12 protein-coding genes, 1 tRNA gene and 1 pseudogene are annotated in these 12,568 nt (G+C 67.1%); 5 read left to right on the top strand and 9 right to left on the bottom strand.

From position 1 onward, the window contains the following. Window positions 1-114: 114 nt before the first annotated feature. On the bottom strand, window positions 115-1,164 hold the full coding sequence (locus CFB35_RS16640; protein ID WP_059573605.1) for a LysR family transcriptional regulator: 1,050 nt from the start codon (window positions 1,162-1,164) through the stop codon (window positions 115-117). A 428-nt stretch (window positions 1,165-1,592) separates the two neighbouring features. Here CFB35_RS16640 and CFB35_RS16645 point away from each other — a divergent pair, with 428 nt between their 5' ends. Further along, on the top strand, window positions 1,593-2,606 hold the full coding sequence (locus CFB35_RS16645; protein ID WP_059573604.1) for a D-2-hydroxyacid dehydrogenase family protein: 1,014 nt from the start codon (window positions 1,593-1,595) through the stop codon (window positions 2,604-2,606). Between the two features lie 48 nt (window positions 2,607-2,654). Here CFB35_RS16645 and CFB35_RS16650 read toward each other — a convergent pair whose 3' ends face one another. Both CFB35_RS16650 and CFB35_RS16655 read right to left on the bottom strand, forming a co-directional pair. Beyond that, on the bottom strand, window positions 2,655-3,521 hold the full coding sequence (locus tag CFB35_RS16650; protein ID WP_059573647.1) for a patatin-like phospholipase family protein: 867 nt from the start codon (window positions 3,519-3,521) through the stop codon (window positions 2,655-2,657). An 8-nt stretch (window positions 3,522-3,529) separates the two neighbouring features. After that, a complete protein-coding gene (locus CFB35_RS16655) occupies window positions 3,530-3,934 on the bottom strand; it encodes a PaaI family thioesterase (RefSeq protein ID WP_027785770.1) in 405 nt (134 codons plus the stop codon). A 190-nt stretch (window positions 3,935-4,124) separates the two neighbouring features. Here CFB35_RS16655 and CFB35_RS16660 point away from each other — a divergent pair. Both CFB35_RS16660 and CFB35_RS16665 read left to right on the top strand, forming a co-directional pair. Beyond that, window positions 4,125-4,200 (top strand) — tRNA-Lys (locus CFB35_RS16660). Between the two features lie 175 nt (window positions 4,201-4,375). Then, on the top strand, window positions 4,376-5,428 hold the full coding sequence (locus CFB35_RS16665; RefSeq protein ID WP_060010897.1) for a DUF3592 domain-containing protein: 1,053 nt from the start codon (window positions 4,376-4,378) through the stop codon (window positions 5,426-5,428). Between the two features lie 39 nt (window positions 5,429-5,467). Here CFB35_RS16665 and CFB35_RS16670 read toward each other — a convergent pair whose 3' ends face one another. Further along, window positions 5,468-6,082: a CGNR zinc finger domain-containing protein gene (locus CFB35_RS16670; protein ID WP_060010894.1), complete on the bottom strand. Its 615-nt coding sequence runs from the start codon at window positions 6,080-6,082 to the stop codon at window positions 5,468-5,470. Between the two features lie 81 nt (window positions 6,083-6,163). Here CFB35_RS16670 and CFB35_RS16675 point away from each other — a divergent pair, with 81 nt between their 5' ends. Next, window positions 6,164-6,979 carry an alpha/beta fold hydrolase gene (locus tag CFB35_RS16675; RefSeq protein ID WP_059573600.1) on the top strand — a complete coding sequence of 272 codons (816 nt, stop codon included), beginning with the start codon at window positions 6,164-6,166 and terminating at the stop codon, window positions 6,977-6,979. Between the two features lie 25 nt (window positions 6,980-7,004). Here CFB35_RS16675 and CFB35_RS16680 read toward each other — a convergent pair whose 3' ends face one another. From CFB35_RS16680 to phnA, 5 genes are all read right to left on the bottom strand, one after another. Continuing rightward, entirely contained in the window at window positions 7,005-7,763 is a 759-nt protein-coding gene (locus CFB35_RS16680) for an amino acid ABC transporter ATP-binding protein (protein WP_089465244.1), read from the bottom strand. Next, window positions 7,760-8,440 (bottom strand): amino acid ABC transporter permease, encoded by a 681-nt coding sequence (locus CFB35_RS16685; RefSeq protein WP_059573598.1) that lies wholly within the window; start codon window positions 8,438-8,440, stop codon window positions 7,760-7,762. Before CFB35_RS16685 ends, CFB35_RS16680 begins: the two co-directional genes overlap by 4 nt. A 14-nt stretch (window positions 8,441-8,454) precedes the next feature. Beyond that, window positions 8,455-9,237, bottom strand: coding sequence for an amino acid ABC transporter substrate-binding protein (locus tag CFB35_RS16690; RefSeq protein ID WP_060010892.1), 783 nt, complete (start codon window positions 9,235-9,237; stop codon window positions 8,455-8,457). Window positions 9,238-9,417: 180 nt separating this feature from the next. Further along, complete coding sequence (gene phnY / locus CFB35_RS16695; RefSeq protein ID WP_060010891.1) at window positions 9,418-10,872, bottom strand: phosphonoacetaldehyde dehydrogenase; 1,455 nt, start codon at window positions 10,870-10,872, stop codon at window positions 9,418-9,420. Between the two features lie 29 nt (window positions 10,873-10,901). Further along, entirely contained in the window at window positions 10,902-12,140 is a 1,239-nt protein-coding gene (phnA, locus tag CFB35_RS16700; RefSeq protein WP_059573646.1) for a phosphonoacetate hydrolase, read from the bottom strand. Window positions 12,141-12,282: 142 nt separating this feature from the next. Between phnA and CFB35_RS16705 the strand changes: the two are divergent. Continuing rightward, window positions 12,283-12,505 (top strand): annotated as a pseudogene (locus tag CFB35_RS16705) (2-aminoethylphosphonate--pyruvate transaminase); the annotation flags it as partial. Window positions 12,506-12,568 lie beyond the last annotated feature (63 nt).

Below are 12,568 nucleotides of genomic sequence, written 5' to 3' on the forward strand. Positions count from 1 at the left end.
GCGCGCCGCTTGCGGCGCGTCCGGCTCCGGCGCGCAGCCATAAAAAACGCGGATCGATCGATCCGCGTTTTTTCTTCGTGCCGGCCGTCTTGCTACCGGGCGGGCGCCGGGCCGTTACAGCGGCGACGGCATCGCCACGCGCGTGCGCGGCGAGCGCGCAAGACGCGGTTGCAGGTTCGGATCGGTCGTCTCGGGCTGCTCGGCACGCATCTCGACGCCGATCGGCGGCGGCGTCGCGCCCTGCGCGGCCCATTGCTCGCCCATCGTCGCGTCGGTCGAGTGACTGAAATGCTCGACGAGATGATCGATGAACGTACGCACCTTCGCCGGCAGATGGCGCCGGCTCGGGTAGGCGATGTTGATCTCGACCTGCGGCAGCCGGAAATCCGGCAGCAGCCGCACGAGCGCGCCGCGCGCGATGTCGCTGCCGATCAGGTAGCTCGGCAGGATCGCGACGCCCATCCCGAGCAACGCGAACTGGCGCAGCATCGCGGTGTTGTTCGCGACGATCACGTTGGTCGGGCGCACGCGCACTTCGCCGTCCGGCCCCGTGAACACGCGCTCGTCGCCCCAGTATTCGGTCGGCAGGCTCAGCGCCGGGTGTTCGGCGAGCTGTTCCGGATGCGTCGGCACGCCGTGCTTCTCCAGATAGCTGGGCGTCGCGCACACGGTCATGCAGCCGGTGGTCAGGCGCCGCGTGACGATGCTCGCGCTGCGCATCTGGCGCGTGACGACGATGCCGACGTCGAAGCCTTCCTCGACGAGATCGACCTGCCGGTCGACCAGCGTGAGATCCGGCACCACCTTCGGGAAATTCTCCGTGTACGACTGCAGTACGGGGGCGAGGTTGTGCAGACCGAACACGACCGGCGCCACGATGCGCAGCGTGCCGACCGGCTCGTGATTGCGCGCGACGACCATCTGCTCGACGTCCTCGAGCTCGTCGAGGATCTGGCGGGCACGCTCCAGATAGACCTGACCCGACTCCGTCAGGGAGAGGCTGCGCGTGGTGCGGTTAAGCAAACGCGTGCCGAGCCGGCCTTCCAGATCGGCGACATGGCGCGTCGCGACCGCGTTGGAGATATCCATTGCGCTCGCGGCCCGCGCGAAACTGCCGAGATCTGCAACCTTGACGAACACGCGCATCGACTGCAAATGATCCATAAACGACTCCTGCCGCTGTTACAACTTCAAAAAGATGAAGCAAATGCGTAATTCTCCTACGACAGCGGAAATGATGCAGAGTTGCCTAACCGAAGCATGAATTGAGATAAAAACGGTCAAAAATCCTCGCCTTCCGCGGATAGTTGATCCAATTATTCTGGTTGGAGCAACAATTGGGTAAACCTCCTCGAGTAAACGGCCGAATCAGGAAGGACGTGTTTGATGCGACACAACAGCGCACCCTTGCGCACGGCGCCCGAGCGGCGCCGGGGGTGGCTGGCGCCCATTGCGGCGGAGCGTAACAACCTGTTAAAAAGACCCCACGAAGGCGGCCGGCGTAGCATCATGTCGGCCCCGGCCGGGCGGAACAGGTGCGCAAGATGCGCCGCCGCCCGTGCCCGCTTTCAACGCGCGACACCCCGTTCACCATGAAAATTGCCATCCTCGACGACTACCAGGACGCCGTCCGCAAACTGAACTGCTTCGAGATGCTCGCCGGCCACGACGTAAAGGTCTTCAACAATACGGTGCGCGGCCTGGGACAGCTCGCCAGCCGTCTGGCGGAAGTCGAGGCGCTCGTGCTGATTCGTGAACGGACCCCGATTACCTCGCAGTTGCTGTCGAAGCTGCCGAACCTGCGCATGATCAGCCAGACCGGCCGCGTGTCGAGCCACATCGATCTCGACGCGTGTACCGACCGCGGCATCGCGGTGCTCGAAGGCACCGGTTCGCCCGTCGCGCCGGCCGAGCTGACCTGGGCGCTCGTGATGGCCGCCCAGCGCCGCATTCCGCAGTACGTCGCGAACCTGAAGCAGGGCGCCTGGCAGCAGTCGGGCCTGAAGACGTCGGCGCTGCCGCCGAACTTCGGCCTCGGCCAGGTGCTGCGCGGCCAGACGCTCGGCATCTGGGGCTACGGCAAGATCGGCCGGCTCGTCGCCGGTTACGGCAAGGCGTTCGGGATGAACGTGCTGATCTGGGGCCGCGAGCATTCGCTCGAGGCCGCGCGCGCCGACGGCTACACGGCCGCCGAGAGCCGCGAAGCGCTGTTCGAGCAGAGCGACGTGCTGTCGCTGCATCTGCGCCTGCACGACGACACGCGCGGGATCGTGAAGCAGGAAGACCTGATGCGGATGAAGCCGACGTCGCTGCTCGTCAACACGAGCCGCGCCGAGCTGCTCGAGGAAAACGCGCTCGTCAACGCGCTGTCGCACAACCGGCCGGGGATGGTCGCGATCGACGTGTTCGAAAGCGAGCCGATCCTGCAGGGCTACAGCCTGCTGCGGATGGAAAACGTGATCTGCACGCCGCACATCGGCTACGTCGAACGCGAAAGCTACGAACTGTATTTCAGTGCCGCATTCCGCAACATTCTCGCGTTCGACGACGGCGACATGTCGAGCGTCGCCAACCCCGAAGCGCTGACGCCGATCCGCAAGCGCTGATCGCGCGGGCCGCGCGCGTCGCGTGGCCCCGTTGCCCGATTCCCGCCGTCAGGCGGCCACGCGGCCGCCCGTCATCGCGTCGACGCGCGTGAGGAAGTGCTCGCCGTCGCGCCGCCCGAGATCGTACGCATGCCGCATCTGCGACGGGCTCGTGTAATCCCAGCTCGAAATCGGCACCTTGCTCGACGGCTGCACGTACAGCCGCCGCTGGTCGCCATGCGCGACCGTGAACATCTGCGGACGCGGATACAGCCGCGTGACGAGCACCAGCACGTCGCCCGGAGACGGATCGAGCGCATCGACCGGCACGTTGTCGACCATCCCGCCGTCGAGCACCGGCCGGCCGCCGCGCCGCAGCACCGGCGTGAACGGCGGCGTGCAGGACGACTGGAGGATCAGGTCGGCGAGTTCGTCGACGTGCGCGCAGGCCTGCGCGCGCACGAATTCGGGCCGAAAGCCGAGCGTGCGCCCGAGCGTCGGGTGCAGCGTCTTGCGCACGTACTTCTCGATGTTGTACGCGACGAGGCCGGCCGCGACCGCGCTGCGCGCACCGAGCCAGCGCGGCACGTGCGACACGCCGATGCGGATTTCCGGCGCCGCGGCGAGCTTCGCGAACGGTTCGCCGTAGATGTCGAGCAGCGCCTGACGATAGATCCGGTAATGCGGAAACACCGGCTCGCGCCCGAACAGGTTGCCCCAGTACGCATTCTTCCGGTTGTGGCGCAGCGCCTCCTCGTAATAGCGCATCACCCATGCGGCGTCGCGTGTATACAGCATGCAGGCGGTCGCCGCGCCGGCCGAGATGCCGGTGATCACGCGCGGGCGCAGGCCAAGGGCCGGCTGCGCGACGTCCCAGAAGCCGGCCTGCCACCAGCAGCGATTGCCGCCGCCCGCAAAGACGATCTGGTCGAACATCGCGCCGCTCAGCTGACGAGCGCGTAGGTCGACGTCGCGTGGACGGCCATCTTGCCGTCCTCGTCGAACAGCTCGACTTCGCCGAACACGAGGTTGCGACCCATCCGCAGCACGCGCGCGGTGACGAGCACGTCGCCCTTGCGCACGGGACGCATGAAGTTCGTGTTCAGCGACACCGTCGTCATCGGCCGGAATTCGCCGAGCGCAGCCGAGATCGCGACCACCATCGCGGTGTCGGCGGCCGCCGTGAACACCTGGCCGCAGATCACGCCGCCCGAATGGCGGAACTCGCCGGAAAACGGCAGGCGCAACGTGACGCTGTCGTCGCCGATCGACACGGGGACCAGACCCAGCGAGCGGACCCACGGGGCCAGCAGGCGATCCAGCAATTCGCGGACTGCGTTTTCGTCCATCTTCGAATGTCCAGAAAACGTTGCGCGACCACCGCGCAACGCGTGTGGCGTCATCATACCGGGAGCGCGCAAACTGCGACCGCTCGTTACCGCGCCGGCAACCGCCGCCGGCGTGACGAAATATTTTCGGGAAATTCGCAGAAAAGGCTTGCCATGTCCCGAAAACCCCGGCATAATCTTTCTTCTGTTGGGGGCGTTAGCTCAGTTGGTAGAGCAGCGGACTCTTAATCCGTAGGTCGAGTGTTCGAGTCACTCACGCCCCACCAGGAATTTCAAAGGCCGGTCAGCGAAAGCTGACCGGCCTTTTCCGTTTTGGCGCGCCGCGCGCCTTTCGCGGTACGCCGCCGCACGCCCGTCGCGCATCGTTTCCGCTAGAATCGTCCGACAAATATCACACGACCGGCGCGGGGTTCGTCATTTGCCCGCCGGCACTGAGAGAACATGGGACGTCAGACATGGAAGCATGTGAACGAGACGCGACCATTCAGAGGGCATGGTTGCGCCGATATCGGCCTGTCCGTCGCGATGGGCCGCTCACCCGGGCCGGCCCCGATCCGCGCGACGCCAGAACCGGATCGCGTCATGCCGGGTAAGGACGCGCTGGTCGCACTGATGATCGGTGTCGTGCTGTTCGTGCTGGCCGGCGTGCTCGCCGTCACGGCCGGCCGGGAACCCGACCGCCTGGTCCGCGCGCCGGGCACGGTCGTGCGCATCGTCCAGGACAGCGATGCAATGCGCGCGTACCGGCCGATCGTCGCGTATCTCGCGAACGACGGCCGGCGCCGCGAAGTCGCCGGCAATACTGCATCCGCGGTGCCCGCGTACGACATCGGCGAGAACGTCGACATCCTGCTCGACCCCGACCACCCGGAGCGCCCCGCGCTGATCGACGATTTTGCGCAACGCTGGCTTCCGGTGGCCGTGCCGGCGCTGCTCGCCGTCGCGTCGTTCGCCATCGGCGGCCTGCTGCTCGCGGGCGAGCGACGCCGCCGGCAGTCGGGCCCGGCGCCGCGCCACGTCGAACGCAAGCCGGCACGGCGCCGCTGGGATGTCGCGATCGCGCTGATTCCGATCGCGATCGGCACGGGTTTCCTCGCCGGCGCCGGCGCGGCCGGGCTGCGTCAGTGGCAAATCGTCCACCACTATGCGCGTTCGACCGGCCATGTGGTCGAGATCGCGAAAAACGGGCGGCCGTCGCGGTCGCGCACGTCGCTGTATTCGGCCATCGTCGCGTTCACGACCGACAGCGGGCGGCTGATCACATTCGCCCAGGGCTCCGCGGCGTCGCCTCCGGGCCTCCACAAAGGCGATGCGGTCGACGTGCTGTACGATCCCGTCACGCCCGAGCGTGCGCTCGTCGATCGCTTCTGGGATCGCTGGGGCCTCACGGCCATCCTGTTCGCGATCGGCGCGCCATTCCTGGCGGCCGGGCTGTTCGCCGCCGCGACGTTATGGCCCGACCATCGGCCGCACGAAGCCGAGGCCGCTCGATGACCCACGCGCGGCGCGGTGCGGCAACCGCCGCGCCGCGCGTCACCGCTCCCTGAACGCCTCCACCTTCGCGCGGTTCCCGCACGTGCGCATGTCGCACCACCGCCGCCCGACGCCGCGGCCGCGATCGACGAAGAACCACGTACACCGGCCGCATTGCCGCACGCGCGCGAAATCGTCGCTGCGCATCAGATCCTCGAAACCGAGCGCAGCCGCATCGATCCAGCGCGACGCAGCGCGCGCGTCCGGTCGCCACGCGAAGCGGCCGCCAACCGCATCGAACGCACTCCGCCCGATCGCCTCGCGGATCGCCAGCGCAAGCCGCTCGGCAGCGCGCGCGCCCGCGCCGCCGCCGCCCGCGGCCGTCAGGTGCACGATCGCGGCGTACGCGTCGTCGCGAAAGCGGTGCAGCGCCGCCAGCTCCTCGGGGCCATCCTGGCGCGGATGACGCAGCAGCCGCGCCAGATCGTCGGGCGCCAGCAACCCCGCTTTCCCGGCCCACGCACGCACGGCCGGCCAGTCGACGAGTTTGTCCTCGTCGCGCGTCTTGCCCGTGTCGGCCACCGTGTTGAGGAAGTCGAGCGCCGGATGGCCGCCGACGAAATCGGCCGCGCGCCATTCGTGCCCGTGCCGTGCCGGGTCGGATCGAGTAACCATTTATTTGCACCTATCGGTTTCATATCCGGAAAATCCGGCGTAACCTGTTAACAACCAAAACAGGTTAGCACGGAGAAGCCGATGCTCGAACTCCCGAACCGCTTCAATTTCGAAGGCCACCGGATTGCATGGGGCACGCTCGGCGAAGGCCCGCCGCTCGTGCTCGTGCACGGCACGCCGTTTTCGTCGCAGGTATGGCGCCGGATCGCGCCGTGGCTCGCGCGGCGCCATCGCGTGTATGTCTACGACCTGCTCGGCTACGGCCAGTCCGACATGCCGGACGCGGACGTGTCGCTCGGCCGCCAGAACGCGCTGTTCGGCGCACTGCTGAACGAATGGACACTCGCGCGGCCGCGTGTGCTCGCGCACGACTACGGCGGCGCCACGGTGCTGCGCGCGCACTTCCTCGACGGCATCGCGTATGCGGATCTCACGCTCGTGAACCCGGTCGCGATCGCGCCGCAAGGGTCGCCGTTCGTGCGTCACGTCGCGCAGCACGAAGCCGCGTTCACCGGCCTGCCCGCGTACGCGCACCGTGCGCTCGTGTCGGCCTATATCGGCCAGGCGGTCGCACGACCGCTGAGCGACGAAGCACTGTCGATCTACCGTGCACCGTGGCTCACGCCGGCCGGCCAGGCCGCGTTCTACCGTCAGATCGCGCAGATGCGCCAGCGCTACATCGAGGAAGCGGAAGCCCGCTACGCGCCGCCGGACTTTCCGGTGCGCATCGTGTGGGGCGAGGACGACGCATGGATTCCGCTCGAGCAAGGGCAGGCGCTCGCCGATCGCGTCGCGAACGGCAAGCTGATCCGCGTCCCGCACGCGGGCCATCTGGTTCAGGAAGATGCGCCGGAGGCGATCGTCGCCGCGGTGCTCGACGCGCACGCGCCACGCTGACCGCCAGCCACCTCGCGTCGCGTCGTCAGAACACCGGCACGCCTTGCGCGAGCGTCGCGACGAACTTCGCGGTACGCGGGTCGCGCGGCCGGCCGAACAGGTCGCGCGACGCGCCGGCTTCGACGATGCGGCCATCGGCGAGGAACACCGCATCATGCGCGATCGACGCGGCCAGGCGCAGGTCGTGCGTGGCCATCAGCATCGTCGTGCCTTCCCGCGCGAGCTGGCGCAGCACCTCGACCACTTCGACGGACAGTTCCGGATCGAGCGCCGATGTCGGCTCGTCGCACAGCAGCACCTGCGGAGACGGCGCGAGCGCGCGCGCGATCGCCACGCGCTGCTGCTGTCCGCCCGATAGCGTGGCCGGCCATGCGTCGGCCTTGCCCGCGATGCCCACCTTGTCGAGCAGCGCGAGCGCCCGCTGGCGCGCCTGCTCGCGCGGCCAGCGCTGCACGGTCACGAGCCCCTCCATCACGTTCTGCACGACGCTCAGGTGCGGAAACAACTGGAAGTTCTGGAACACCATGCCGGTCTGCCTGCGCACCGCGAATACCGCGTCGCGCGACGGCCGGCACCCCGGCACGAATGCGATGCGCGCATCGCCGACCGCGAGCGCGCCCGCCTCCGGCACTTCGAGCAGGTTCACGCAGCGCAGCAGCGTGCTCTTGCCGCTGCCGGACGGGCCGATCAGCGCCGTTACGCTCCCCGGCTGCAATGCGAGGTCGATTCCGCTCAACACGCGATGCGAGCCAAACGACTTGTCGATGCGCTCGAGACGGATCATCGCAACTCCGCGTGGAACAGCGCATGCCGGCCGAAGCGGGTTTCGAGGCGACGTTGCAGCGTGGACAGCACCGAGCTGAACAGCAGATAGATCAGCGCGGCTTCGGTATAGAGAATCAGCGGCTCGTAGGTCACGGCCGCGATGCGCTGCGCGGCCTGGAAGATCTCGGGTACCGTCAGCACGGCCGCGAGCGACGTGTCCTTCACGAGCGAAATGAACGAATTCGACAGCGCGGGCAGCGCGACGCGCGCGGCCTGCGGCAGGATCGCGCGGCGCAGCGCCTGCGCGCGCGTCATCGACATCGAGTACGCGGCCTCCCATTGCCCCTTGGGGATCGATTCGATCACGCCGCGAATCACTTCCGCGTTGTACGCGCCGACGTTCAGCGAGAAGCCGATCACGGCGGCCGTCAGCGGATCGAGCACGATGCCGACGCTCGGTAGCCCGTAGAAGATCACGAACAACTGCACGAGCAACGGCGAGCCGCGGAACAGCCAGATATAGAAACGCACGACGGCCTGCGCCCAGCGCGGCCCGAACAGCCGCGCGAGCGCTGCGCCGAACGCGAGCAAAAGGCCGATCGCGAACGACGCGAGCGTGAGCGGAACCGTAAACACGAGCCCTGCAACGAGCAGGGGGCGCAGCGATTCCGCCATCAGGTGCAGCCAGGCCGGCATCGTTCAGCCTCGCGTCACGGCTGCGACACGTCGCGGCCGAAGTACTTCTGCGAGATCTTCGCGTAGGTGCCGTCCGCCTTGATGTCCGCGAGCGCCTTGTCGATCGCGGCCACCAGCGCGGGGCTGCCCTTGCGCAGCAGCACGCCGGACGCGTCGCCCGCGCCGCTCGTGTCGGTCGCCGCGATCTTCAGTTTCGCGTCGGGCTTGTGCTTGCGGAAATCGAGGTACGACAGCGAATCGTTGATCGTCGCATCGACGCGTCCGGACGTCAGCAGGTCGATCGATTCGTTGAAGCCCTGCACGGGCACCACGTCGGCGCCGTGCGCGGCCGCGAGCTTGCCGAAATTGCTGGTCAGCGTGTTCGCGGATTTCTTGCCCTTCAGGTCGTCGAACGAGCGGATCGTCGTGTTGTCCGCGCGCACGATCAGCACCGCGTGCGACGTGATGTACGGCGTCGAGAAATCGTATTTCGCCTTGCGCGCGTCGGTGATCGACACTTCGTTCACGACCGCGTCGTAGCGGTTCACGTCGAGACCCGCGATCAGCCCGTCCCATTTGCCTTCGACGAACTGCGGCTTCACGCCGAGACGCTGCGCGATCGCGGTCGCGATGTCGACGTCGAAGCCCGTCAGCTTGCCCGTCTCGTCGTGGTACGTGAACGGCGCGTAGGTGCCTTCGGTACCGATGCGGAACACGCCGGCCGACTTGATCTGCGACAGGTCGTCGGCAGCCAGCGCGCTGGTGGCCGCGGCGGCCTGCAGCAGCGCGACGACCAGGATGGAGCGGAGGAATTTCATGGTGCGGACCCCGAATGATTGGAGAGAATCATCCCGCCGGCACGCCTGCGCCGTTCGAGAGGTCCGCGAATTCTACCGATGCGGGAAGGCCCGGCAAAAACGCAAATCGGCTAACGATATGAGCCGATCGAATAACGCCCGCACCAGCTGCCATGCCGGCCCGGGCCCCTTACACGTCGCTTACCATGGCAACGAATACGTCTTCGTGTTCGTGAAGCTCTTCATCGCTTCCTGCACACCCTCCTTGTATCCGAGCCCCGAATCCTTCACGCCGCCGAACGGCGTCAGCTCGAGCCGATAGCCGGGCACCTCGCGCACGTTCACGCTGCCGACTTCGAGCTCGGTGATGAAGCGCGTGATGTGGTCGAAGCGGTTCGTGCACACCGACGACGACAGCGCGTAGTCGGTGCTGTTCGACATCCGGATCGCTTCGTCGATGTCGCGAAAGCGCAGGATCGGCGACACCGGCCCGAAGGTTTCATGCTTGACCAGCGGCATGTCGGGCGTCACGCGATCGACGACGGTCGGCGAATACAGCGCGCCGTCGCGCACGTTGCCGACCAGCAGCCGCGCACCGCGCGCGATCGCGTCGTTCACCTGCTGCTCGCAGAACCGCGCGGCCGCTTCGTCGATCACGGTGCCCATGTCGACCGACGGATCGGACGGGTTGCCGTACGACCATGCGCGCGTCTTCTCGACGACGAGTTCCGTGAAGCGATCGGCCACTGCCTCGTGCACGAGCATCCGCTTGATCGCCGTGCAGCGCTGCCCCGAATTCCTGTACGAGCCCGACACCGCGAGCGTGCTCGCCTCGTCGAGATCAGCGTCTTCCATCACGATGATCGGATCGTTGCCGCCGAGTTCGAGCACCGCGCGCCGATAGCCCATCCGCGCGGCGATCGATTTGCCGATCGACACGCCGCCGGTGAACGTGATCAGGTCGATCGCCGGGTTCGTGATCAATTCGTCCGCAATGTCCTTCGGGTCGCCGGTGATCACCTGCAGCATCTGCGGCGGCAAGCCGGCTTCGTACAGGATGTCCGCGAACAGGTAGCACGACAGCGGCACCTTCTCCGACGGCTTCACGACGATCCGGTTGTTGGTCGCGACCGACGGCACGACCTTGTGCGCGACCTGGTTCATCGGGTGGTTGAACGGCGTGATCGCCGAAATCACGCCGAGCAGCGGGTCGCGCTGCGTGTACACGCGGCGCTTCTTGCCGTGCGGCGTCAGATCGCACGAGAAGATCTGCCCGTCGTCCTTCAGCACTTCGCCGGCGCCGAACGTCAGCACGTCGGCCACGCGGCCCGCTTCGTACGTCGAATCCTTGATGCACAAACCGGCCTCGGCCGTGATCAGCGCCGCGATCTCCGCGGTGCGAGCACGCACGATGTCGGCCGCGCGGCGCAGGATCGCCGCGCGATCGTGGCGCGTGAGCGTCGGCCGGTACGCACGCGCGACCGCGAATGCGCGGCGCACGTCGTCGAGCGTCGCCTTCGGCACGGTGCCGACCAGTGCGCCGTCGTACGGGTTGCGCACGTCGATCACCGCATCCCGCTGAATCCGCTCGCCGTCGATTCGCAGTGCCTCGCGACGAATCTCGCGCACCGCCGTCGATGCTGCAAAGGCGTTCATGCCTGTATCTCCCCACGGATGCGCGTGCATCACTGCAGATGGTTGAGCGCGATATCGATGATGTCGAAGTTGCGCAGCCGCGCGCGGCCCGCGACGTCGGTCGCGACCGGCTTGCTGAAGATCAGTGGCACGATCTGCTCGGAGATCCCGCCGTGCGAGCGCAACGGCACGTCGAGGCCGGACAGATCGTGCTTGATGCGGCGCGTGCCGAGCACGACGTCCTGCCTGGAGATCACGATCAGGTCGCCCATCCGCGCGGGCGGCAGCTCGAAGCGCGCGCAGCCTTCGGCGCCCGTCAGCACGACGTCGATGCCGTCGACCGCGGCGAGCCGCGCGCGCAGCGCTTCGGCATCGGCCGTTGCCGGCACATAGACGGTCGCGAACGAACCGAGCGCACCATGGTGCACGACGTACGGATCGGTGATCGGCAGGATCACGCGCGCCGCATCGTGGCCGAGCCATTCGTCGAACAGTTCCTGCAGGTAGACGACGTTCGGCTCGCCGGTCGCGTCGTCGTGCTTCGCGTTCATCCCGTGATCGGCGGTGATCGCGACGATCGCGCCGAGCTCGTCGAGGCGCTTCAGGTACGTGTCCATCATCGCGTAGAACGCGTTCGCGCCTTCCGTGCCTGGCGCGCACTTGTGCTGCACGTAGTCGGTGGTCGACAGGTACATCAGGTCGATCGGGCGCGTCTCGAGCAGGCGCACGCCGGCCGCGAACACGAATTCCGACAGCGCCGCGCTGTACACGCTCGGCACCGGCTTGCCGACCAGCTCCAGCACGTTGTCGATGCCGTTTTCCTCGACGCTCGCTTCGTCGGCCTTTTCCGACGAGAAGCAGATGCCCTTCAGCCCCTTGCCGAGCAGACGGCGCAGCTTGTCCTTCGCGGTGACGACCGCGACGCGCGCGCCCCGCTCGGCGAAGGCCGCGAGCACGGTGGACGCGACGAGGTACTTCGGATCGTTCATCAGCACCTCGGCGCCGGTGTCGCGATCGTAGAAGTAGTTGCCGCTGATCCCGTGGATCGCCGGCGGCACGCCGGTCACGATCGACAGGTTGTTCGGGTTCGTGAAGCTCGGCACCACGCATTCGCCCTTCAGTGCCGTGCCGGGCTTCAGCAGCGTGCGCAGGAACGGCGCGACGCCCGCCTCGGCGGCCTCTTCCAGATATTCATACGCGCAGCCATCGACGCAGACGACCACCACGGGCCGGCTCATCCAGTTGTAGCGACGGCCGTTCACTTCCACGGAGACGGGCGTTTCAGTCATGACGTTCATTCCTTTTCCTGTCGAAGCTGTGAGCCGTCGGCGCCCGAGCCGCGCCGAAGGGGTGTTTCGATGCTTGACATTAAAATGGACGATTTGTAGATTGTCAACAACATGCAAAAAGCAGGAAGCAAGGCGATGGCGCCCGGACGATCCGAATGACGACTTCAAGCGGTGTTATCAGGAGGTCAAAAAGGGCGACTACATTCCGTATCCGGGCAAGCGGACCGAAGGTGCAGACGCTCCGCGTCGGCTGCATCGGTCGCGTCGGCGAAGCCGCGATTCCGCGCGCTGTCGCGGCGATCGCCGACACGCTGAAGGCGATGGATGTGCGCCGCAGCCGCCTATCGGCCGAAGCGGCTGCATGACGATGTGACGCGACGTACCGACCGCATACGCATGCGGCCGCCCGTTTTTCCGGCTGTGCGCCG

It is taken from the genome of Burkholderia sp. AU16482, assembly GCF_002223285.1.
In the GTDB taxonomy this organism is placed as follows: domain Bacteria; phylum Pseudomonadota; class Gammaproteobacteria; order Burkholderiales; family Burkholderiaceae; genus Burkholderia; species Burkholderia semiarida.

What these genes read in the sequence shown, in the direction of transcription:
- CFB35_RS16640 (WP_059573605.1), bottom strand. Translation starts at nt 1,164, where the DNA reads ATGGATCATTTGCAGTCGATGCGCGTGTTCGTCAAGGTTGCAGATCTC.
- CFB35_RS16645 (WP_059573604.1), top strand. Translation starts at nt 1,593, where the DNA reads ATGAAAATTGCCATCCTCGACGACTACCAGGACGCCGTCCGCAAACTG.
- CFB35_RS16650 (WP_059573647.1), bottom strand. Translation starts at nt 3,521, where the DNA reads ATGTTCGACCAGATCGTCTTTGCGGGCGGCGGCAATCGCTGCTGGTGG.
- CFB35_RS16655 (WP_027785770.1), bottom strand. Translation starts at nt 3,934, where the DNA reads ATGGACGAAAACGCAGTCCGCGAATTGCTGGATCGCCTGCTGGCCCCG.
- CFB35_RS16665 (WP_060010897.1), top strand. Translation starts at nt 4,376, where the DNA reads ATGGGACGTCAGACATGGAAGCATGTGAACGAGACGCGACCATTCAGA.
- CFB35_RS16670 (WP_060010894.1), bottom strand. Translation starts at nt 6,082, where the DNA reads ATGGTTACTCGATCCGACCCGGCACGGCACGGGCACGAATGGCGCGCG.
- CFB35_RS16675 (WP_059573600.1), top strand. Translation starts at nt 6,164, where the DNA reads ATGCTCGAACTCCCGAACCGCTTCAATTTCGAAGGCCACCGGATTGCA.
- CFB35_RS16680 (WP_089465244.1), bottom strand. Translation starts at nt 7,763, where the DNA reads ATGATCCGTCTCGAGCGCATCGACAAGTCGTTTGGCTCGCATCGCGTG.
- CFB35_RS16685 (WP_059573598.1), bottom strand. Translation starts at nt 8,440, where the DNA reads ATGCCGGCCTGGCTGCACCTGATGGCGGAATCGCTGCGCCCCCTGCTC.
- CFB35_RS16690 (WP_060010892.1), bottom strand. Translation starts at nt 9,237, where the DNA reads ATGAAATTCCTCCGCTCCATCCTGGTCGTCGCGCTGCTGCAGGCCGCC.
- phnY (WP_060010891.1), bottom strand. Translation starts at nt 10,872, where the DNA reads ATGAACGCCTTTGCAGCATCGACGGCGGTGCGCGAGATTCGTCGCGAG.
- phnA (WP_059573646.1), bottom strand. Translation starts at nt 12,140, where the DNA reads ATGACTGAAACGCCCGTCTCCGTGGAAGTGAACGGCCGTCGCTACAAC.